Below are 20,076 nucleotides of genomic sequence, written 5' to 3' on the forward strand. Positions count from 1 at the left end.
ATGCGTCAACGGCCGTTCACCGTACGCCGGCTCGTGTGCCACAGCGCCTTCTGGATCAGCAGGGTCAGCGTCCCGGCCAGGACGATGCCGCCCAGGTTGGCCAGCAGCTGTTCCGAGGACCCCCAGGTCTGCTGGAAGTCCTGGTAGCTGAAGGCGATCGCGGCGTTGGCGGCCGCCGGCACCGTGGTCACCGAGATCGCCACGCCGATCAGCGCGCCGGACTTCGCCGAGGTCAGCGAGAGCGTCCCGGCGACGCCCGCCAGGAGCGCCACCACGAACGACATCCAGTCCGGGTGCCAGATGAAGCCCGTGTTGGGGCGGTCCGCCGTGACCATGCGGGCGTCGAACAGCCCGAACGCGTCCATCAGCCAGGAGAAACCGGCCGTCAGGACCATCGCCGCGGCGAAGCCGCCGATCAGCGCCCACAGCGAGCGGGCCACCAGCCGGGGCGCACGCTGCACCAGCGCCGTCGAGATCCCGGCCAGCGGGCCGAACTCCGGGCCCACCGCCATCGCGCCCACGATCAGGACCGTGTTGTCGAGCATCACCCCGCACGCGGCGAGCATCGTCGCGACGGCGAGGAAGGCGACATAGGTGGCGCTGAACGTCGACTCCTCATGGGTCACCTCGCTCAGCTCTTCCCAGAGCACCGCGTCCGCGCCCTCGCCCGGGGCCGCCCGCTCGGCCTCGTCGGCCCGCCTGGAGAGCGTGAGGTCCATGTTCTCGACGGTGATGGAACCGCTGTCGTCGATGCCCATCTCCCGCAGGGCGCCGATGAGTTCGTCACCCGACTCGCGGGCCACGTCGCACAGGACCACATCGCCCGCCGGGTTCCGGGCGGCACCCGCGAGCACCGCGACATGGGCGGTGCCGAGGGTCCGTTCGATCAGCTCGACGACCTCGTCGCTGCGGTCGGCGGGCACGATGAGGCGCAGATGCAGCACGGGCGCACCCTTTCCGGGTCAGAGCTTGCGCAGCGACAGACGCTGGACCTTGTGGTCCGGCCCCTTGCGCAGCACCAGAGTGGCACGGCCGCGCGTCGGCGCCACGTTCTCCAGCAGATTCGGCTTGTTGATGGTCCGCCACATGGTGCGCGCGTAGTCCAGCGCCTCCGCCTCGGAGACCTGCGTGTACTTGCGGAAGTACGAGAACGGGTTCTGGAACGCCGTCTCACGCAGCCTGCGGAAGCGGTGGAGGTACCAGTTCTCGATGTCCTCGGCCCTCGCGTCGACGTACACGCTGAAGTCGAAGTAGTCCGCGAGCCCGACCCTGGTCCGGCCGTCCTTGCCGGGCAGCGCGGGCTGGAGCACGTTCAGCCCCTCGACGATCAGGATGTCGGGGCGGCGCACGGTCAGCCGCTCGCCCGGCACGATGTCGTAGATCAGGTGCGAGTAGACGGGGGCCGTCACCTCGTCCTTGCCGGCCTTGATGTCGGCGACGAACCGGGTCAGCGCCCGGCGGTCGTACGACTCGGGGAACCCCTTGCGCGACATCAGGCCGCGCGCCTCCAGCTCCTTCATCGGGAGCAGGAACCCGTCGGTCGTCACCAGCTCCACCCGGGGGTGCTCCGGCCACCGCGCCAGCAGCGCCTGGAGGATGCGGGCGGTGGTGGACTTGCCGACGGCGACGCTTCCGGCGACCCCTATGACGAACGGGGTGCCGCGCTGCTCACCGTGCCCGTTGCCCGCGTCCCCCAGGAAGGTGTTCAGGGCGCCGCGCAGGCCCGAGGTGGCCTGGACGTAGAGGTTCAGCAGCCGGGAGAGCGGCAGATAGACGTCCCGGACCTCGTCGAGGTCGATGACGTCACCGAGCCCTCTCAGCTTCTCGACCTCCTCGGCGCTCAGCGGCAGCGGCGTCTTGTCACGCAGGGCGCTCCACTCGGCCCGGGTCAGGTCGACGTAGGGCGTCGGCGCGTGCTCGGTGCGGCGGGGGCTCCGTGCGGCTGAGGTGATCACCCGTTCATTGTTGCGGGAGTTTTAACGGAGTGGAGGGTGGGGTCGGTCACGTGGGGGAGCGGTTCCGCGGTGCCGGAGCGCCGGGCACCCCGGGCGCCCCCGCGTGGCCCGCCCCTGCTGTCGCCCGCCCCCGCGCGGCCTTATGGTGCCGATATGTGCGGAATCGTGGGTTATGTCGGGGCGCAGTCGGCGCAGGATGTCGTGGTCGCGGGGCTGAAGCGGCTGGAGTACCGGGGGTACGACTCCGCGGGGGTCGCCGTCCTCGCGGACGGGGGGCTCGCCGCGGCGCGGAAGGCGGGCAAGCTCCTCAATCTGGAGAAGGAGCTCAAGGACCGGCCGCTGCCGGGCGGGAACACCGGGATCGGGCACACCCGTTGGGCCACGCACGGCGGGCCCACCGACGCCAACGCCCACCCGCACCTCGACAACGCGGGCCGCGTCGCCGTCGTGCACAACGGGATCATCGAGAACTTCGCCGGTCTGCGCGAGGAGTTGGCCGGGCGGGGCCACGACCTGACCTCCGAGACCGACACCGAGGTGGTCGCCCACCTGCTCGCCGAGGCGTACTCGTCCAGCGGCGATCCTGCGGAGGCCATGCGGCAGGTGTGCCGGCAGCTGGAGGGCGCGTTCACCCTGGTCGCCGTGCACGCGGACGAGCCCGACGTGGTGGTCGGGGCCCGGCGGAACTCGCCGCTCGTGGTGGGGGTCGGGGAGGGGGAGATGTTCCTCGCCTCCGATGTCGCCGCCTTCATCGCACACACCCGGGACGCGATCGAGCTGGGCCAGGACCAGGTCGTCGAGCTGCGCCGGGACGGGGTGACGGTCACCGGATTCGACGGCCGGCCCGCCGACGTACGCGAGTACCACGTGGACTGGGACGCCTCGGCCGCCGAGAAGGGCGGCTACGCCTCCTTCATGCTCAAGGAGATCGCCGACCAGCCCAAGGCGGTCGCCGACACGCTGCTCGGCCGGGTCGACGGCTCGGGCACGCTCCACCTCGACGAGGTGCGCATCCCGCAGACCGTGCTCCGCGAGGTCGACAAGGTCGTCGTCATCGCCTGCGGGACCGCCTTCCACGCCGGGATGATCGCCAAGTACGCCATCGAGCACTGGACCCGGCTGCCCTGCGAGACGGAGCTCGCCAGCGAGTTCCGCTACCGCGACCCGATCCTGGACCAGCGCACCCTCGTCGTCGCCATCTCGCAGTCGGGCGAGACGATGGACACGCTGATGGCGGTACGGCACGCCCGTGAGCAGGGAGCGAAGGTCCTCGCCATCTGCAACACGAACGGGTCGACCATCCCCAGGGAGTCGGACGCGGTCCTCTACACCCACGCCGGGCCGGAGGTCGCCGTCGCCTCCACCAAGGCGTTCCTCACCCAGCTCGTCGCCTGCTACCTCGTCGCGCTCTACCTCGGCCAGGTGCGCGGCACCAAGTGGGGCGACGAGATCCGCACGGTCGTGCGCCAGCTCTCCGAGATGTCGGGTGCGGTCGACCGGGTGCTGGGAACCATGGAGCCGGTGCGCGAACTGGCCCGCTCGCTCGCCTCCCACGACACCGTGCTCTTCGTGGGCCGCCACGTCGGCTACCCGGTGGCCATGGAAGGCGCCCTGAAGCTCAAGGAGCTCGCGTACATGCACGCCGAGGGCTTCGCCGCGGGGGAGCTCAAGCACGGGCCGATCGCCCTGATCGACGAGGGCCTGCCGGTCGTCGTGATCGTGCCGTCCCCGCGCGGCCGTTCGGTGCTGCACGACAAGATCGTCTCGAACATCCAGGAGATCAGGGCCCGTGGCGCCCGTACGGTCGTCATCGCGGAGGAGGGCGACGAGGAGGTCGTCCCGTACGCGGATCACCTCATCCGGATCCCCGCTACGCCTACGCTGCTTCAGCCGCTGGTCGCCACGGTGCCGTTGCAGGTTTTCGCCTGCGAGCTGGCGACCGCCCGGGGCAACGAGGTGGACCAGCCGCGCAACCTGGCGAAGTCCGTGACAGTCGAATGAGTGAGTGAGCGCGTGATCATTGGGGTCGGGATCGATGTGGCGGAGATCGAACGCTTCGGCGCCGCGCTGGGGCGTACACCCCAGCTGGCCGAGCGTCTCTTCCTGGAACGGGAGTTGCTGCTGCCGGGCGGGGAACGGCGGGGGATCGCCTCGCTGGCGGCCAGGTTCGCCGCGAAGGAGGCCCTGGCCAAGGCGCTCGGCGCACCGGGCGGGCTGCTCTGGACCGACGCCGAGGTGTGCGTCGAGGACAGCGGCCGGCCGCGCCTGGAAGTCACCGGCACCGTCGCCGCGCGGGCGGCCGAGCTCGGCGTACGCAGCTGGCACGTCTCGCTCAGCCACGACGCGGGGGTGGCGTCGGCCGTGGTGATCGCGGAGGGTTGAGGTATGCGACACGCCTACAGCGTCGAGACCGTACGGAACGCCGAGAAGGCGCTCATGGCACGCCTCCCGGAGGGCGCGCTCATGCAGCGCGCCGCCGCCGGGCTCGCAGTGGCCTGCGGCGACCTGCTCCGGCGCCACGGCCGGGTGTACGGATCCCGGGTCCTGCTCCTCGTAGGCAGCGGCGACAACGGCGGCGACACGCTGTACGCGGGCGCCCGGCTGGCCCGGCGCGGTGCCGGCGTACGGGCCCTGCTGACCACCCCGGACAAGGTGCACCGGGCCGCGCTGGACGCCCTGCTGGCGGCCGGCGGGCAGGTCCTGGACGGCCCGGACGGGCTGGGCCCCGTGGACCTCGTCGTCGACGGCATCACCGGCATCGGCGGGCGCGGGGGACTGCGCCCCGAGGCGGCGGAGCTGGTCCGCGCGGTCACCGCCGGCCACGCGCCCGTGCTGGCCGTCGACCTGCCGAGCGGGGTCGAGGCGGACACCGGCCAGGTGCTCGGCGCCGCCGTACGGGCGGACGCGACCGTCACCTTCGGCACGTACAAGCCGGGGCTGCTCATCGACCCCGCCGCCGAACGGGCGGGCGCCCTCCGGCTCGTCGACATCGGCCTCGCCGCGGAGCTGCCGGCCCGCCCGGACCTGGAGGCCCTCCAGTACGCCGATGTGGCCGCCCTGCTGCCCGAACCCGACGCCGAGAGCGACAAGTACCGGCGCGGGGTCGTCGGCGTCGCGGCCGGCTCGGAGCGCTACCCGGGCGCGGCCGTGCTCGCCGTCGCCGGGGCGCTGCGCGGCGGCGCCGGAGCCGTGCGGTACGCGGGCCCCGGGGCCGACGCGGTGATCGCCCGCTTCCCGGAGACCCTGGTGCACCCCGGCCCGCCGTCGAAGGCCGGGCGCGTCCAGGCGTGGGTGGTCGGCCCCGGGCTCGGCGACGGCGCACAGGCGGCCGGAGCGGTCTCCGACGTGCTGGCCGCGGACGTCCCCGTGCTGGTCGACGCCGACGGGCTGCGGCTGATGGACATGGCGGCCGTACGCGCCCGGACCTCCGCCACCGTCCTCACCCCGCACGCCGGCGAGGCCGCGGCGCTGCTCGGCGTGGAGCGCGAGGAGGTCGAGGCGGGACGGCTCGCCGCCGTACGGGAACTGGCCGAGCGCTTCCGGGCCACGGTGCTGCTGAAGGGCTCGACGACCCTCGTCGCGGAGCGCGGGGACACGCCCGTGCGGGTCAACCCGACCGGCACCTCCTGGCTGGCCACGGCCGGCAGCGGCGACGTGCTCTCCGGGCTGACCGGCTCGCTGCTGGCCGCCGGCCTCGCGCCGCGCGACGCGGCGTCGGTGGGCGCCTACCTCCACGGGCTCGCGGCACGCCGGACCTCCGACGGGGCGCCGGTCACCGCGCAGGACGTCGCGGACGCCGTACCGGCCGCCTGGCGGGACGTGCGGGCCTGATCCAGGCTGGAAGCACGGGAACGGAAGGTGGTCGGTCGTGGGCAGCGGCAGCGACATCCGCGTACGCAGGGTCTACGACCCGCCGGAGGAGGACGACGGCACCCGGGTGCTCGTCGACCGGCTCTGGCCCCGCGGGATCTCCAAGGAACACGCCGCGGTCGACCTGTGGGCCAAGGACGTGACGCCCTCGAAGGAGCTCCGCACCTGGTACCACGAGGACCGCGACACCCGGTACGACGCGTTCGCGGACCGCTACCGGGCCGAGCTCGGCGACCCCGTGCACACCGAGGCCGTCGAGCAGCTCCTCGCCCTGCTGCGCCGGGGCGGCGCCGTCACCCTCGTCACGGCGGTGAAGGACGTTCCGGCCAGCCATGTACCGGTCCTCGTCGGCCATCTGGAGCAGGCCCTCGACCACCGGTGACCGCCTCACCGGGCACAGAGGTCTCAGGCACAGGCGTACGGCTCTGAGACACTGGGCGCGATGAACGAGACAGCGACCCTGAGAGCCCGTGCCGAGATCGACCTCGCCGCACTGCGCGCCAACGTGCGCGAACTGCGCGCGCGGGCGTCCGGGGCACAGCTCATGGCCGTGGTGAAGTCCGACGCGTACGGGCACGGCGCGCTGCCCTGCGCCAGGGCGGCCCAGGAGGCGGGTGCGGCCTGGCTGGGCACCGCCACCCCGCAGGAGGCGCTCGCGCTGCGTGCGGCCGGCATCGGCGGCCGGATGATGTGCTGGCTGTGGACGCCCGGCGGGCCCTGGCGCGAGGCGATCGAGGCCGATGTCGATGTCTCGGTGAGCGGGATGTGGGCGCTGGACGAGGTCGCCGCGGCCGCCGCGGAGGCCGGCGTGCCGGCCCGCGTCCAGCTCAAGGCCGACACGGGCCTCGGGCGCAACGGCTGCCAGCCCGCCGACTGGCCGGAACTCGTCTCCGCGGCCCGCGCCGCCGAGGAGGCGGGCCTCCTGCGCGTCACCGGCCTCTGGTCGCACTTCGCCTGCGCCGACGAGCCCGGCCACCCCTCGATCGCCGCCCAGCTGAACGTCTTCCGCGACATGGTGGCCTACGCCGAGAAGGAGGGCTGCCGCCCCGAGGTGCGGCACATCGCCAACTCCCCGGCGACGCTCACGGTGCCCGAGTCCCACTTCGACCTCGTGCGCACCGGCATCGCGATGTACGGCATCTCGCCCAGCCCCGAGCTGGGCACCCCGGCCGACTTCGGACTGCGGCCCGTCATGACGCTCGCCGCCTCCGTCGCCCTGGTCAAGCGGGTGCCCCCGGGCCACGGGATCAGCTACGGGCACCACTACACGACCCCCGCCGAGACGACGCTCGCCCTGGTGCCCGTCGGCTACGCGGACGGCATCCCGCGCCACGCCTCGGGCCGGGGCCCCGTCCTCGTCGGAGGCGCCGTCCGCAGGATCGCGGGCCGGGTGGCCATGGACCAGTTCGTGGTCGACCTCGGGGGCGACACCCTCGAAGCGGGCGCCGAGGCGGTGCTGTTCGGACCGGGCGACCGGGGCGAACCCGGTGCGGAGGACTGGGCCCGGGCGGCGGACACGATCGCGTACGAGATCGTCACGCGCATCGGAGCGCGCGTCCCCCGCGTCCATCTCCACGAGGACTCCGGCCGGGACTGACCCCCGGCTCACCCCGGATCATGGATCATGGTCCGGCGGTTCCTGCGGACAACGACGACGAAGGAGCACGGCACGGTGAGCGAGACCAGCGCGGAGGACGTGATGGCGACGGCGGCCGTCGCGGCGGCCGGCTGGCGCCGGGCGGGCATCGCCGGGGCGGCGATAGGCGTCATCGCCGCGGGCGCGGCCGCGGGCGTCGCCGTCGAGCGGCTCACCGTGGGCCGGGGCATGCGCAAGAAGGCCCGCCTCGCACTGGACGCCTCCGGGCCGTACGGCTCGCTGCGCGGGCAGCCCGGCCGGGCGATCGCCGACGACGGCACCGAGCTGTACTACGAGGTCGACGAGATCGAGCCGGACAGCGGGACGAGCCGTGCGGCCACGCGGGCCGGCGCCCAGGCGGCTTCGGGGCCGCGCCGGCGCAGGCTCTTCGGCAGCAAGGACCCCGCGCCCCTGACCGTCGTCTTCAGCCACGGCTACTGCCTGGGCCAGGACTCCTGGCACTTCCAGCGCGCCGCGCTGCGCGGCCTGGTCCGCACCGTGCACTGGGACCAGCGCAGCCACGGCCGCTCCGAGCGGGGCCGTGCGCAGGCCGAGGGCGTACCGGTCGGCATCGACCAGCTCGGCCGCGACCTGAAGGCGGTCATCGACGCGGCGGCCCCCGAGGGCCCGCTGGTGCTGGTCGGGCACTCCATGGGCGGGATGACGATGATGGCGCTCGCCGACCGCTACCCGGAGCTGATCCGTGACCGGGTGGCCGCCGTCGCCTTCGTCGGGACGTCGAGCGGGAAGCTCGGCGAGGTGAACTTCGGGCTGCCGGTGGCGGGCGTGAACGCGGTGCGCCGGGTGCTGCCCGGGGTGCTGAAGGCGCTCGGCTCGCAGGCGGAGCTGGTGGAGCGCGGACGGCGGGCCACCGCCGACCTGTTCGCGGGGCTGATCAAGCGGTACTCGTTCGGGTCACGGGACGTGGACCCGGCGGTCGCGCGCTTCGCGGAGCGGCTCATCGAGTCCACCCCGATCGACGTGGTCGCCGAGTTCTACCCGGCCTTCACCGAGCACGACAAGAGCGGGGCCCTGCCCGCCTTCCGCGACATCCCGGTGCTGATCCTGGCCGGGGACAAGGACCTGGTGACGCCCAGTTCGCACAGCGAGGCCATCGCGGACGAACTCCCGGACGCGGAGCTGGTCATCGTGCCGGACGCCGGTCATCTGGTGATGCTGGAGCACCCCGAGACGGTCACCGACCGGCTCGCGGACCTGCTGGTGCGGATCGGAGCCGTTCCGGCCCAGGGGCGCTGATCCTCTACCGTTGGCCGGTATGGAAGCAGCGCACAACGGCCCGGCGGGCGGATCCGCCGCACCGGGCACCGTCACCCTGGACGTCGCCGTCGAGTCCCCCGAAGAGATGAAGGAGCTGGGCCGCCGGATCGCCGGTGTGCTGGCCCCCGGCGACCTGGTGATGCTCACCGGCGAGCTCGGTGCGGGCAAGACCACCCTGACCCGCGGCCTCGGTGAGGGCCTCGGGGTGCGCGGTGCCGTCACCTCGCCGACCTTCGTGATCGCCCGGGTCCATCCCCCGCTGGGCGAGGGCCCGGCCCTGGTCCACGTCGACGCGTACCGCCTGGGCGGCGGACTCGACGAGATGGAGGACCTGGACCTCGACGTCTCGCTGCCGGAGTCGGTGATCGTCGTGGAGTGGGGCGACGGCAAGGTCGAGGAGCTCTCGGAGCACCGGCTGCGCGTGGTGATCGACCGCGCGGTCGGCGACACCGACGACGAACGCCGCAGGGTGACCCTGGTGGGCATCGGCGCACGCTGGGCGGGACTGGGCGCGGAGCTGGCGGGGGCCTGACCACGGGCCGGGCCCGGCCGCGGGAAGCGGCGTCCGCACCCCCGTGCGCCGATGTTTTCCGACAGCTCGTCGGTAAAATGTTGCGCAGGGGCGGCCCCTCGTGGTCACATGGAGGCAGGGGTGTAGTTAGGTCTACCTAACCACGCCTCTCGTCGAAGCCCGAGGAGGCATCCATGCCGGCACCCGAGCGTGAAGTGCAGCCGCAGTCGCCGCAGGCGGGGACGCCGTCGGTGTCCGCGGTGTCCATGAAGGACCTGCTGGCCTCCTGTGCCGCCGCGACGGCGGTCTCGACGCCGCCCCGTGACGACCAGGCCGACGAGGACGGGTCCGAGGACACGGGACCCGCCGCGGCTGCCTGAGCCACCGGACCCGAAAGGCTCACGGGGCCACGGGGCGCCGGGGCTCACGGCCCGACGGGGACGCCGGACGCCGGGCTACGGGACGACGACGACCTTCACGCCGACCGTGGCGAAGGTCCACAGCGCGTCGCCGTCAGCCCGCTTCATCCGCACCCCGCCGGTCTTCATCGTGGGGTCCGGGGTCGGCATCGAGCCGTCCTGCGCGGCACTGAAGCCCACGGAGACGTCGCCGACGTTCGCGAAGCGCACCACGTGCTCGATCAGGACGCCGTCCGAGCCCTTGATGCTGCCGGAGCGCGAGGACACCTGGTACACGCCGGGGAGCGGGCTCACGGAGCTCGGCATCACCGTGAACGTCCGGAGCGCCTTCTCCTGGTCGTCCACGATCCACACCCGGCGGTCCTTCAGCGCGTACACGACGCGGGTCCCCGTGTCCGAGTCCTCGGGAACCGCGAGCGGCTGCTTCGTGGGCTTCGGCTTCTCGGTGGGAGCGGCCGTGGAGCCGGAGGTCTGCGCCGAGGGCGCCGCGACCGAGTCCGGCGCGTTCGCCGACGCCTGGTAGGCGAGGAAACAGACCGCGGCCAACGCCGCGGCGGTGAGCCCGGCCACGATTCCCGAGCTGCCCCTTGCCACCGTGAGGTCCCCTTTCACATGCGTCCGTCGCATGTCGTACAAGCATTTACGTCGTACACGCGTATACCCGGCGACGGTACCAGCAGCCGCAGGGGAGACCGGGACGCTCCACAGGCTGCCGTGACCGGGTCGGCGGAGCCGTAGGCTGTTCGTGTGCTGCTGCTCGCCATGGATACCGCCACCCCCGCCGTCACCGTCGCCCTCCACGACGGGACCTCCGTCGTCGCCGAGACCGGACAGGTCGACGCCCGGCGGCACGGGGAGCTGCTGCTGCCCGCCGTCGACCGGGTCCTCGCCGAGGCCGGGGTGAAGCTCGACGCCGTGACCGACCTGGCCGTCGGGGTCGGTCCCGGCCCCTACACCGGGCTGCGCGTCGGCCTCGTCACCGCCGCGACCTTCGCCTCCGCCCTCTCCGTGCCGGTGCACGGGCTGTGCACGCTCGACGCCCTCGCGTACGCCGCCGGCCTGGACGGCCTCGAAGGCCCGTTCGCCGTCGCGACGGACGCGCGCCGCAAGGAGGTCTACTGGGCGCGGTACGAGGACCCCCGCACCCGGGACGGCGACCCCGCCGTCGACCGGCCCGCCGACATCGCCGACCGGCTCGCCGGACTGCCCGTCGCCGGCGCCGGCGCGCTGCTCTACCCCGAGGCCTTCCCGGACGCCCGCGGCCCGGAGCACGTCTCGGCCGGCGCGCTCGCCTCCCTGGCCGCCGAACGGCTGGCCTCCGGCGCCGCGCTGCTGCCCCCGCAGCCGCTCTACCTGCGCAGGCCCGACGCCCAGGTCCCGAAGAACTACAAGGTGGTCACCCCCAAGTGACCACCGCGACCGCTGTGCTCCGCGAGATGCGCTGGTGGGACATCGAGCCGGTGCTGGAGCTCGAGCACGAGCTGTTTCCCGACGACGCCTGGTCGGCCGGCATGTTCTGGTCCGAGCTGGCCCGTGCGCGCGGCCCCCGCGCCACCCACCGCTACGTCGTCGCCGAGGACCCCGTCGACGGCCGGATCGTCGGCTACGCGGGCCTCGCCTCGGCCGGAGACCTCGCCGACGTCCAGACGATCGCGGTCAGCCGCGGCCAGTGGGGCGGCGGCCTCGGATCCGAGCTCCTGACCGACCTGCTCCGGCACGCCACCGCCTTCGAGTGCGCCGCCGTGCTCCTGGAGGTCCGTGTCGACAACACCCGCGCGCAGAAGCTCTACGAACGCTTCGGCTTCGAGCCCATCGGCTTCCGCCGTGGCTACTACCAGCCGGGGAACATCGACGCACTCGTCATGCGCCTGACCGTACAAGGAACAGAGACAGAGACAGATTGATGGCTGACGAACCGCTCGTACTCGGTATCGAGACCTCCTGCGACGAGACCGGCGTCGGCATCGTGCGCGGCACGACGCTCCTCGCCGACGCCGTCGCCTCCAGCGTCGAGACGCACGCCCGCTTCGGCGGGGTCGTCCCGGAGATCGCCTCGCGCGCACACCTGGAGGCGATGGTCCCCACCATCGAGCGCGCCCTGAAGGACGCCGGGATCAGCGCCCGCGACCTCGACGGCATCGCCGTCACGGCCGGCCCGGGACTCGCCGGGGCGCTGCTCGTCGGCGTGTCCGCCGCCAAGGCGTACGCGTACGCCCTGAACAAGCCGCTGTACGGGGTGAACCACCTGGCCTCGCACATCTGCGTCGACCAGCTGGAGCACGGCCCGCTGCCCGAGCCGACGATGGCGCTGCTGGTGAGCGGCGGGCACTCCTCGCTGCTGCTGGCCCCGGACATCACCAGCGACGTACGGCCGCTCGGCGCGACCATCGACGACGCGGCGGGCGAGGCCTTCGACAAGATCGCCCGGGTGCTGGACCTCGGCTTCCCCGGCGGCCCGGTCATCGACCGGCTGGCACGGGAGGGCGACCCGAAGGCGATCGCCTTCCCCCGCGGACTGACCGGCTCGCGCGACCCGGCGTACGACTTCTCGTTCTCCGGCCTCAAGACGTCCGTGGCCCGCTGGATCGAGGCGAAGCGCGCGGCCGGCGAGGACATCCCCGTACGGGACGTGGCGGCGTCCTTCCAGGAGGCCGTCGTGGACGTCCTCACCCGCAAGGCCGTCCGGGCCTGCAAGGACGAGGGCGTCGACCACCTGATGATCGGCGGCGGCGTCGCGGCCAACTCGCGGCTCCGCGCGCTCGCCGAGGAGCGGTGCGAGAAGGCCGGCATCCGGCTGCGCGTACCCAGGCCGAAGCTCTGCACGGACAACGGGGCCATGGTCGCCGCGCTGGGCGCGGAGATGGTGGCGCGCAACCGCCCGGCGTCCGACCTGGACCTCTCCGCGGACTCCTCGCTGCCGGTCACGGAGCCCCATGTGCCCGGTGCCCACGTGCACGACCACGACCATGTGCACGAGATCAGCAAGGACAACCTGTACTCATGACCGTCGCCCTGATGTGGGAGGCCCGCGCCGCCGAGGGCCGGGGCGCGGAACTGCTGGAGTGGGCCCGGGCCAGGGTGGCGGAGCTGGCCCGCGAGCCGGTCCGTGGCGAGCTGCTGCGCGCCCCGCAGGACCGGGTGCTCGTGATGACCTGGTGGGACGTGGGATACGACGAGCACGGCGAGCTTCCGGAGCTGCCCGAGCCCGAGGCGGGGCTGATCAGCCGCCCGGTGCATCGGTGGCGCTTCGAGTCCCTCGGCCCGACGGGCGGCTGACGGGCGTACGTACGGGCCCGCGCGCGTTCCGATGAGTTCCGGGCGCGGGACCGGTCTACCTTGCACAGCGAACGACGACGTTCCCCTGGGTGAGGAGAGAGACCATGCAGAAGATCAGGCCCTGTCTGTGGTTCGACGACCAGGCCCTGGAAGCCGCCGAGTTCTACGTCTCGGTCTTCGGCGGGGACTCGCGCATCGCCGACATCACCTACTGGAACGAGAGCTCCCCGAAGGCGGGCTCGGTGCTGACCGTCGACTTCGTGCTCGCCGGCCAGGAGTACCTCGGCCTCAACGGCGGCCCTGAGTTCACCTTCAGCGAGGCCGTCTCGCTCAGCGTGGACTGCGCCGACCAGGAGGAGGTCGACACCCTGTGGGCGAAGCTCACCGAGGGCGGTGAGGAGAGCATGTGCGGCTGGCTGAAGGACCGGTACGGCCTGTCCTGGCAGATCGTCCCCCGCGCGCTGCCCGAGCTGCTCGGCGACCCCGACCGGGCCAGGGCCGACCGTGTGATGAAGGCGAGGATGGGGATGCGGAAGCTGGACGTCCAGACCCTGCGGGACGCCTAGGGCGCGCCCCAGGCCGTGCGCGGGCGGGGGATCGGGCGCACCCTGGAAACAGGAGTCCCGGGAGGTGACCGACATGATGGAGACCACCGTCGGCTGGCACATCGAGCTGGAGTTCGAGGAGGACACCCACCGGACCCGCGCGGCCGCGATGGTGCGGCTGAGCGACGGGACCGAGGTGCGGGCCCACGGATACGCCAGCCGCCATCCCGCCGACGCGGAGCAGCCGAGGGTCGGCGAGGAGATCGCCGGAGCCCGCGCGCTCAACGAGCTGGCCATGAAGCTGCTCACCAAGGCGCACGACGAGATCGACGAGGCGTCCGGCCGTACGTCGTACCCGCTGACCTGACCCCCTGACCGGCGGCTGGTCAGGCCGTCGGCCCGACGGCTGGGGCCGATCCACCGTAGGGCGGCGCGGCGCGGACTCGGTAACCTCTGGGCCATGACCGGCCGTTCACCGCTTCCGCCGCCGCCTCCGCCGGCGGACATACGCTCCTGGCCCGACCGCGACGCCCTGCTGAGGGACCGGGCGGTGGTCCTCACCGAGCTGGTGAGGATGTTCATCGGGCCCGGGCGTCTCGCGCTGCTCTGGACCTGGGCGGGGGTCGCCGCGCTCGGCTGGTCCCTGATGGGATCGGCGTTCCTGATGTTCGAGGACGCCTACGACCCCCTCGGTGTGATTCCCGGGGTCATCTGCCTGGCCGTCGGCGCCGCCGTCATGGTCCCCGCGGCCGTCCTCGTCGCCGTGGGCGTGGCCAGGGACCTGCGGATCCACCGGTTGCTCATGGAGTGGGGCGGGCTGGACCGCGACCCGGAGGGTGACATGGCCCTGCGCCGGCCGCGGGCGAGCCTGGTGTGGCTGCTGATGTCGTTCGCGCTCTGCGCGACGGGCCTCTTCGCCTGCCTGGCCGTCCCGGCGAACGCCAGGGCGGGCGTGGAGACGTACGGGCTGGTGGCCTGGCTGATGGGGCTCGGGTTCCTCGCCTGGCTGACGGGGCTGGCCGGTCTCGTCAAGGCGTTCGCCCACCGCCGCTGGGTGCTGCGGGTGCTGGCCGGGGTGGAGCCGGACCCGCTGATCAGGGCCGGCGGCTGATCCGCTGTTCGCGGCCGGTGGTTGATCAGGCCCGCTTCACCGGCTGCCCGATCAGCATCGTCGGGGCCCCGGCCACCCGGGTCAGGAAGACGGTGGCCGCGTGCGGGCCCTGGAGCTTCATCTTCCGGCGCAGCTCCTCCGGTTCGACCGCCGAGCCGCGCTTCTTGACGGTCAGGACACCCACCTGACGCTCCCTCAGCAGGGTCTTCAGCTTCTTCATGTTGAACGGCAGCTGATCGGTGATCTCGTACGCGGCCGTGGCGTCGGACGCGTACGGCGTGTCGCTCGTGACGTACGCGATCGTCTCGTCGATCAGCCTGCCCTCGCACCGCTCCACGATCTCGGCCACCAGATGGGCGCGGATCACGGCGCCGTCCGGCTCGTACAGATACCGGCCGACGGGGCCGACCGGCGGGGCGGGCAGCGGGCCCTCGGAGGCGAGGGTGGTGCGGGACGGGAGCAGCGTGGCCCGGAACGTGCCGGGGGCGAAGCCCTCGCCGAACCAGAGCACGGCCTCCTTCACATCGCCGCCGTCCGAGATCCACTCGGCCTCGGCCGCCGGCTCGATGGCCTCGTGCGGGACGCCGGGAGCGATCTTCAGTGCGGCGCGGGGGGCCTTGAGGGCGGCCCCGGTCGCCCAGGAGAGCGGCGGCGAGTATGCCTCGGGGTCGAAGATCCTGCCCCGCCCGCCGCGCCGCGCCGGGTCGACGAAGACCGCGTCGTACGGGGAGGTGTCGACCTCCGTGACGTCGGCGCACCGCACCTCCACCAGGTCCGTGAGACCGAGCGCGTCGGCGTTGGCGCGGGCGACCTCGGCGGTGAGCGGGTCGCGGTCCACGGCGAGGACTCGGATCCCGGCGCGGGCCAGGGCGATCGCGTCGCCGCCGATGCCGCAGCAGAGATCGGCGACGCTCCTCACCCCCTGCCCCGCGAACCGCTCGGCCCGGTAGCGCGCGACCGAGGTCCGGGTCGCCTGCTCCACGCCGTCGGGGGTGAAGAACATGCGGTACGCGTCCGCCGCCCCGAACTTCGCCACCGCGCGCTGCCGCAGCCGCGCCTGGCCGAGCGCCGCGGACACCAAGGCCGCGGGGTGCGTGCGGCGCAGCCGAGTCGCGGTCGCCAGCTCCCGGGCGGGGTCGTGGTCGCGCAGTTCGTCCAGGAGTGCCGCGCCCTCGGGGGTGCGCAGGGCTGCGAAGGCGGCGAGCGGATCGGCCTGGTCGGCAGGGGGGAGGGCGTTCACCTGTCCATTGTGAGCCAGCCGGGGGACCTGGCGGGCCGCCCGGAGGTGTCGCCGGAGGCAGCCGCCGACCCGGTGGCAGGATGCGGCGCCATGCAGCTAGTACGACAAAACGACAAAACTGTCACGAAGCGTCACAGACCGTTCTGCCTGGTCCTGGCCGCCCTGCTGGTCGGTGCCGCCGCCTCCGGGTGCGCCGGCGGCGCGGACGAGGGGGCCGGCCGGGGGAACGGGCCGGCCGCCGGGCAGCCGGGGGCGGAGGCCGCGCAGGCGGGCCCCGCCGCGGCCGAGGCGAAGGCGAGGGCCAAGGCCGAGCAGCTGAAGCGGCAGGTGGCCGCCCGCGTCGCCGTCGCGAAGAAGTGGGGCCTGGCGAAGGTCCCGCTGGCCGCCCCCGCGCCACCCGCCGAGAAGCCGCACATCACCACCCGCAAGGGCTTCGAGGTGGAGGGCGGGGAGAAGCTGCCGCCGGTCTTCACCACCGTGCCGACCAAGGAGCGGATCGTCTTCCTGACGATGGACGACGGCGCCGAGAAGGACCCCGAACTGCTGCGGATGATGTCGGAGCTGAACATCCCGTACAGCGCCTTCCTCAGCGACTACGAGGTCAGCGACGACTACGGCTACTTCAAGGACATGCAGGCCCGGGGCGTCACCCTCAACAACCACACGCTCAACCACCGCTACCTCCCCGGGCTCTCCGAGGAGGACCAGCGCCGGGAGATCTGCGGCTCGCAGGACAAGATCGAGAAGTTCCTGGGGAAGCGGCCCACCCTCTTCCGCCCGCCGTACGGCAACTACAACGGCGACACCCTGCGCATCGCCAAGTCCTGCGGCATCAAGGCCGTACCCCTGTGGGCCGCCGAGGCGTTCCCCGACCACATGGAGTGGCGCGAGTGGGACCAGGACCTGCACCCCGGCGACATCATCCTCACCCACTTCCGGGGCCGTGAGGACTGGGACGGCTCCATGGCCGACATGATCCGCAACGTCATGAAGACGGTCACCGCCAAGGGGTACGCCGTGGCCAGGCTGGAGGACTACGTCTGACGGGCCGTCGCCCGCGGAACCCCATGGAGATCTCCCGCGTTGTCCGGGCGTGCGCCGGTCCGCCGCCCGGGCGCACGCGGCCCCGCGACGCCACGCGAGGGTGGTGAATTGGCACTCCGCTTGACCGAGTGCTAATCGCGGTCATAGTCTCAGTGCTGGCACTCCCCGAGGGAGAGTGCCAGCACAACCGCGCGACAGGGCAGGTCCGGCACCCGCGACGACGGATCGACCTCGTAGCCATCCCACAGACTGTTAAACCCCGTGAGATCTCCGAAGGGGGAGACCGGATCGTGTCGACCACCAGCTCCAAGGTTGCGATCAAGCCGCTCGAGGACCGCATTGTGGTCCAGCCGCTCGACGCCGAGCAGACCACGGCTTCCGGCCTGGTCATTCCGGACACCGCCAAGGAGAAGCCCCAGGAGGGCGTCGTCCTGGCCGTGGGCCCGGGCCGCTTCGAGAACGGCGAGCGCCTTCCGCTCGACGTCAAGACCGGCGATGTCGTTCTGTACAGCAAGTACGGCGGCACCGAGGTGAAGTACAACGGCGAGGAGTACCTCGTCCTCTCGGCGCGCGACGTTCTCGCGATCGTCGAGAAGTAATTCACCCACGTTTGCTTCTGTTCTGCGCCCCTGGCCCCCTGCGAAATAACTAGCCGGGCGGCAAGGGGCGCAGTTCGTTTGAGAGGACAGCTCAGCCCATGGCGAAGATTCTGAAGTTCGACGAGGACGCCCGTCGCGCCCTTGAGCGCGGCGTCAACAAGCTTGCCGACACGGTGAAGGTGACGATCGGTCCGAAGGGCCGCAACGTCGTCATCGACAAGAAGTTCGGCGCCCCCACCATCACCAACGACGGTGTCACCATCGCGCGCGAGGTCGAGCTCGACGACCCGTACGAGAACCTCGGTGCCCAGCTGGTGAAGGAGGTGGCGACCAAGACCAACGACGTAGCGGGTGACGGCACCACCACCGCCACCGTGCTCGCCCAGGCCCTCGTCCGCGAAGGTCTGCGCAACGTCGCCGCGGGCGCGTCCCCGGCCGCCCTGAAGAAGGGCATCGACGCCGCCGTCAAGGCCGTGTCCGAGGACCTCCTCGCGACCGCCCGCCCGATCGACGACAAGGCCGACATCGCCGCCGTGGCCGCGCTCTCCGCGCAGGACCCGCAGGTCGGCGAGCTCATCGCGGACGCGATGGACAAGGTCGGCAAGGACGGTGTCATCACCGTCGAGGAGTCCAACACCTTCGGTCTGGACCTCGAGTTCACCGAGGGCATGGCCTTCGACAAGGGTTACCTGTCCCCGTACATGGTGACCGACCAGGAGCGTATGGAGGCCGTCCTCGACGACCCGTACATCCTGATCCACCAGGGCAAGATCGGCTCCATCCAGGAGCTGCTCCCGCTCCTGGAGAAGGTCATCCAGGCCGGTGGCTCCAAGCCGCTGCTGATCATCGCCGAGGACGTCGAGGGCGAGGCGCTCTCCACCCTCGTCGTCAACAAGATCCGTGGCACCTTCAACGCCGTCGCGGTGAAGGCCCCGGGCTTCGGTGACCGCCGCAAGGCCATGCTCGGCGACATCGCCACCCTCACCGGTGCGACCGTCATCGCCGAGGAGGTCGGCCTCAAGCTCGACCAGGCCGGTCTGGACGTGCTGGGCACCGCCCGCCGCGTCACCGTCTCCAAGGACGACACGACCATCGTCGACGGCGGCGGCGACTCCGCCGACGTCAAGGGCCGCGTCAACCAGATCAAGGCCGAGATCGAGTCCACGGACTCCGACTGGGACCGCGAGAAGCTCCAGGAGCGCCTCGCGAAGCTGGCCGGCGGCGTGTGCGTGATCCGCGTCGGTGCCGCCACCGAGGTCGAGCTCAAGGAGAAGAAGCACCGTCTGGAGGACGCCATCTCCGCGACCCGCGCCGCGGTCGAGGAGGGCATCGTCTCCGGTGGTGGCTCCGCCATCGTCCACGCCGTCAAGGTCCTCGAGGGCAACCTCGGCAAGACCGGCGACGAGGCCACGGGTGTCGCGGTCGTGCGCCGCGCCGCCGTCGAGCCGCTCCGCTGGATCGCGGAGAACGCGGGCCTCGAGGGCTACGTCATCACCTCGAAGGTCTCCGAGCTCGACAAGGGCCAGGGCTTCAACGCCGCGACCGGCGAGTACGGCGACCTGGTGAAGGCCGGCGTCATCGACCCGGTCAAGGTCACCCGCTCCGCCCTGGAGAACGCCGCGTCCATCGCGTCGCTGCTGCTCACGACCGAGACCCTGGTCGTCGAGAAGCCGGCCGAGGAAGAGGCCGAGGCCGGCCACAGCCACGGCGGCCACGGCCACTCCCACTAGGGGCCGTACGCGTCCGAGGCCCGGTACCCCCGTCGCGGGGGCACCGGGCCTCGGTGCTGTCGGGGGACGGCCGGCTACTGCGGGCCGTACGTCCGGCCCGCGCGGGAGGTGACTCCGCCGAGCAGGCTGCGCGGCGTCAGCTTCACCAGGCCCATCAGCGCCTTGTAGCGCGGGTCCGGGATCGACACCGTCCGGCCCCGGGCCAGGTCGTCCAGGGCCGCGGCCACCAGCTTGTCCGCGTCGAGCCACATCCAGTCCGGGATGTTGCCGGTCCCCATCCCGGCCCGCTCGTGGAACTCGGTCCGTACGAAGCCCGGGCACAGCGCCATCAGCCGCACCCCCGAACCCGCGAGGTCCTTCGCCGCGCCCTGGGTGAACTGGACGACCCAGGCCTTCGACGCCCCGTACGTCCCGCGCGGCAGGAAGGCGGCGACGGAGGCCACGTTGACCACCCCGCCGCGACCGCGTTCCCGCATCGAGCCGGCGGCGGCCGACGTCAGACGCAGCACCGCCTCGCAGTGGACCTTCAGCATCGTCAGCTCGTCGGCCGTCGAGACGTCCAGATAGCGGCCCTTGTTGCCGAAGCCCGCGTTGTTCACCAGCAGGTCGACCGGGCTCACCCGGTCCGTCAGCCGGGCGGCGACCGCGTCGATCCCGGCGTCCGTGGACAGGTCGGCCGTCAGCACCTCGGCCTCGATGCCGTGCCCGTCGTGCAGCTCCGTTGCCTGGGCCCGCAGCCGCTCCGTGTCACGGGCCACCAGCACCAGGTTGTGCCCGTCACTCGCGAGCCGCCGTGCGAAGGCGGCCCCGATCCCCGCCGTCGCGCCCGTAATCAGTGCAGTCGTCATAGCGGCACGTTAGC

At 72.5% G+C, this 20,076-nt stretch carries 23 protein-coding genes; 18 read left to right on the forward strand and 5 right to left on the reverse strand.

The window, feature by feature from the left end:
* Positions 1-5 precede the first annotated feature (5 nt).
* The gene (locus tag ACZ607_RS23455) at positions 6-944 is read right to left on the reverse strand and encodes a DUF389 domain-containing protein (RefSeq protein WP_469737437.1); all 939 of its coding nucleotides are present in this window, start codon (positions 942-944) and stop codon (positions 6-8) included.
* Positions 945-962: 18 nt separating this feature from the next.
* Entirely contained in the window at positions 963-1,955 is a 993-nt protein-coding gene (gene coaA / locus ACZ607_RS23460; protein ID WP_099173833.1) for a type I pantothenate kinase, read from the reverse strand.
* Positions 1,956-2,108: 153 nt separating this feature from the next.
* Here coaA and glmS point away from each other — a divergent pair, with 153 nt between their 5' ends.
* The 8 genes from glmS (at position 2,109) to ACZ607_RS23500 (ending at position 9,630) form a co-directional block, all read left to right on the forward strand.
* Positions 2,109-3,956 (forward strand): glutamine--fructose-6-phosphate transaminase (isomerizing), encoded by a 1,848-nt coding sequence (glmS, locus tag ACZ607_RS23465; protein ID WP_469737439.1) that lies wholly within the window; start codon positions 2,109-2,111, stop codon positions 3,954-3,956.
* A 12-nt stretch (positions 3,957-3,968) separates the two neighbouring features.
* A complete protein-coding gene (locus tag ACZ607_RS23470) occupies positions 3,969-4,337 on the forward strand; it encodes a holo-ACP synthase (protein ID WP_469737441.1) in 369 nt (122 codons plus the stop codon).
* A 3-nt stretch (positions 4,338-4,340) separates the two neighbouring features.
* Complete coding sequence (locus tag ACZ607_RS23475) at positions 4,341-5,786, forward strand: NAD(P)H-hydrate dehydratase (RefSeq protein WP_469737443.1); 1,446 nt, start codon at positions 4,341-4,343, stop codon at positions 5,784-5,786.
* A 37-nt stretch (positions 5,787-5,823) separates the two neighbouring features.
* The gene (locus ACZ607_RS23480; protein WP_469737445.1) at positions 5,824-6,207 is read left to right on the forward strand and encodes a DUF488 domain-containing protein; all 384 of its coding nucleotides are present in this window, start codon (positions 5,824-5,826) and stop codon (positions 6,205-6,207) included.
* A gap of 60 nt (positions 6,208-6,267) precedes the next feature.
* Positions 6,268-7,422: an alanine racemase gene (alr, locus tag ACZ607_RS23485; RefSeq protein ID WP_469737447.1), complete on the forward strand. Its 1,155-nt coding sequence runs from the start codon at positions 6,268-6,270 to the stop codon at positions 7,420-7,422.
* Positions 7,423-7,497: 75 nt separating this feature from the next.
* Positions 7,498-8,718 carry an alpha/beta fold hydrolase gene (locus ACZ607_RS23490; RefSeq protein WP_469737448.1) on the forward strand — a complete coding sequence of 407 codons (1,221 nt, stop codon included), beginning with the start codon at positions 7,498-7,500 and terminating at the stop codon, positions 8,716-8,718.
* Between the two features lie 19 nt (positions 8,719-8,737).
* Positions 8,738-9,271: a tRNA (adenosine(37)-N6)-threonylcarbamoyltransferase complex ATPase subunit type 1 TsaE gene (tsaE, locus tag ACZ607_RS23495; protein WP_469737450.1), complete on the forward strand. Its 534-nt coding sequence runs from the start codon at positions 8,738-8,740 to the stop codon at positions 9,269-9,271.
* 173 nt (positions 9,272-9,444) lie between these two features.
* The gene (locus ACZ607_RS23500) at positions 9,445-9,630 is read left to right on the forward strand and encodes a hypothetical protein (protein WP_469737452.1); all 186 of its coding nucleotides are present in this window, start codon (positions 9,445-9,447) and stop codon (positions 9,628-9,630) included.
* 75 nt (positions 9,631-9,705) lie between these two features.
* Here the strand turns inward: ACZ607_RS23500 and ACZ607_RS23505 are convergent, their stop codons facing one another.
* Entirely contained in the window at positions 9,706-10,296 is a 591-nt protein-coding gene (locus tag ACZ607_RS23505) for a hypothetical protein (RefSeq protein WP_469737454.1), read from the reverse strand.
* 135 nt (positions 10,297-10,431) lie between these two features.
* Here ACZ607_RS23505 and tsaB point away from each other — a divergent pair, with 135 nt between their 5' ends.
* The 7 genes from tsaB (at position 10,432) to ACZ607_RS23540 (ending at position 14,601) form a co-directional block, all read left to right on the forward strand.
* Positions 10,432-11,079, forward strand: a complete 648-nt coding sequence (tsaB, locus tag ACZ607_RS23510) for a tRNA (adenosine(37)-N6)-threonylcarbamoyltransferase complex dimerization subunit type 1 TsaB (RefSeq protein WP_469737745.1) — start codon at positions 10,432-10,434, stop codon at positions 11,077-11,079.
* Positions 11,076-11,573 carry a ribosomal protein S18-alanine N-acetyltransferase gene (gene rimI / locus ACZ607_RS23515; protein WP_469737456.1) on the forward strand — a complete coding sequence of 166 codons (498 nt, stop codon included), beginning with the start codon at positions 11,076-11,078 and terminating at the stop codon, positions 11,571-11,573. Before tsaB ends, rimI begins: the two co-directional genes overlap by 4 nt.
* Positions 11,573-12,673, forward strand: a complete 1,101-nt coding sequence (tsaD, locus tag ACZ607_RS23520; protein WP_469737458.1) for a tRNA (adenosine(37)-N6)-threonylcarbamoyltransferase complex transferase subunit TsaD — start codon at positions 11,573-11,575, stop codon at positions 12,671-12,673. The genes rimI and tsaD overlap by 1 nt, the downstream gene beginning before the upstream one ends.
* Positions 12,670-12,945, forward strand: coding sequence for a hypothetical protein (locus tag ACZ607_RS23525; RefSeq protein ID WP_469737459.1), 276 nt, complete (start codon positions 12,670-12,672; stop codon positions 12,943-12,945). The genes tsaD and ACZ607_RS23525 overlap by 4 nt, the downstream gene beginning before the upstream one ends.
* A gap of 104 nt (positions 12,946-13,049) precedes the next feature.
* Entirely contained in the window at positions 13,050-13,511 is a 462-nt protein-coding gene (locus ACZ607_RS23530) for a VOC family protein (RefSeq protein ID WP_469737461.1), read from the forward strand.
* A gap of 73 nt (positions 13,512-13,584) precedes the next feature.
* Complete coding sequence (locus tag ACZ607_RS23535; protein ID WP_099174244.1) at positions 13,585-13,857, forward strand: DUF1876 domain-containing protein; 273 nt, start codon at positions 13,585-13,587, stop codon at positions 13,855-13,857.
* A 93-nt stretch (positions 13,858-13,950) separates the two neighbouring features.
* Complete coding sequence (locus ACZ607_RS23540; RefSeq protein ID WP_469737463.1) at positions 13,951-14,601, forward strand: hypothetical protein; 651 nt, start codon at positions 13,951-13,953, stop codon at positions 14,599-14,601.
* A gap of 25 nt (positions 14,602-14,626) precedes the next feature.
* Here the strand turns inward: ACZ607_RS23540 and ACZ607_RS23545 are convergent, their stop codons facing one another.
* Complete coding sequence (locus tag ACZ607_RS23545; RefSeq protein ID WP_469737465.1) at positions 14,627-15,841, reverse strand: THUMP-like domain-containing protein; 1,215 nt, start codon at positions 15,839-15,841, stop codon at positions 14,627-14,629.
* A gap of 90 nt (positions 15,842-15,931) precedes the next feature.
* Here ACZ607_RS23545 and ACZ607_RS23550 point away from each other — a divergent pair, with 90 nt between their 5' ends.
* The 3 genes from ACZ607_RS23550 (at position 15,932) to groL (ending at position 19,214) form a co-directional block, all read left to right on the forward strand.
* On the forward strand, positions 15,932-16,885 hold the full coding sequence (locus ACZ607_RS23550; protein ID WP_469737747.1) for a polysaccharide deacetylase family protein: 954 nt from the start codon (positions 15,932-15,934) through the stop codon (positions 16,883-16,885).
* Between the two features lie 290 nt (positions 16,886-17,175).
* The gene (gene groES, locus ACZ607_RS23555; protein WP_003966899.1) at positions 17,176-17,484 is read left to right on the forward strand and encodes a co-chaperone GroES; all 309 of its coding nucleotides are present in this window, start codon (positions 17,176-17,178) and stop codon (positions 17,482-17,484) included.
* 98 nt (positions 17,485-17,582) lie between these two features.
* Positions 17,583-19,214 carry a chaperonin GroEL gene (groL, locus tag ACZ607_RS23560; protein ID WP_469737467.1) on the forward strand — a complete coding sequence of 544 codons (1,632 nt, stop codon included), beginning with the start codon at positions 17,583-17,585 and terminating at the stop codon, positions 19,212-19,214.
* A 74-nt stretch (positions 19,215-19,288) separates the two neighbouring features.
* Here groL and ACZ607_RS23565 read toward each other — a convergent pair whose 3' ends face one another.
* Entirely contained in the window at positions 19,289-20,062 is a 774-nt protein-coding gene (locus ACZ607_RS23565) for an SDR family NAD(P)-dependent oxidoreductase (protein WP_469737469.1), read from the reverse strand.
* Positions 20,063-20,076: the final 14 nt, after the last annotated feature.

The organism is Streptomyces sp. NPDC104381 (assembly GCF_055583745.1).

Coding starts and splice junctions, on each gene's coding strand:
- ACZ607_RS23535 (WP_099174244.1), top strand. CDS start 13,585: ATGATGGAGACCACCGTCGGCTGGCACATCGAGCTGGAGTTCGAGGAG.
- ACZ607_RS23505 (WP_469737454.1), bottom strand. CDS start 10,296: ATGCGACGGACGCATGTGAAAGGGGACCTCACGGTGGCAAGGGGCAGC.
- tsaE (WP_469737450.1), top strand. CDS start 8,738: ATGGAAGCAGCGCACAACGGCCCGGCGGGCGGATCCGCCGCACCGGGC.
- tsaB (WP_469737745.1), top strand. CDS start 10,432: ATGGATACCGCCACCCCCGCCGTCACCGTCGCCCTCCACGACGGGACC.
- ACZ607_RS23500 (WP_469737452.1), top strand. CDS start 9,445: ATGCCGGCACCCGAGCGTGAAGTGCAGCCGCAGTCGCCGCAGGCGGGG.
- ACZ607_RS23550 (WP_469737747.1), top strand. CDS start 15,932: ATGCAGCTAGTACGACAAAACGACAAAACTGTCACGAAGCGTCACAGA.
- ACZ607_RS23475 (WP_469737443.1), top strand. CDS start 4,341: ATGCGACACGCCTACAGCGTCGAGACCGTACGGAACGCCGAGAAGGCG.
- tsaD (WP_469737458.1), top strand. CDS start 11,573: ATGGCTGACGAACCGCTCGTACTCGGTATCGAGACCTCCTGCGACGAG.
- ACZ607_RS23530 (WP_469737461.1), top strand. CDS start 13,050: ATGCAGAAGATCAGGCCCTGTCTGTGGTTCGACGACCAGGCCCTGGAA.
- groL (WP_469737467.1), top strand. CDS start 17,583: ATGGCGAAGATTCTGAAGTTCGACGAGGACGCCCGTCGCGCCCTTGAG.
- ACZ607_RS23540 (WP_469737463.1), top strand. CDS start 13,951: ATGACCGGCCGTTCACCGCTTCCGCCGCCGCCTCCGCCGGCGGACATA.
- glmS (WP_469737439.1), top strand. CDS start 2,109: ATGTGCGGAATCGTGGGTTATGTCGGGGCGCAGTCGGCGCAGGATGTC.
- ACZ607_RS23525 (WP_469737459.1), top strand. CDS start 12,670: ATGACCGTCGCCCTGATGTGGGAGGCCCGCGCCGCCGAGGGCCGGGGC.
- alr (WP_469737447.1), top strand. CDS start 6,268: ATGAACGAGACAGCGACCCTGAGAGCCCGTGCCGAGATCGACCTCGCC.
- ACZ607_RS23565 (WP_469737469.1), bottom strand. CDS start 20,062: ATGACGACTGCACTGATTACGGGCGCGACGGCGGGGATCGGGGCCGCC.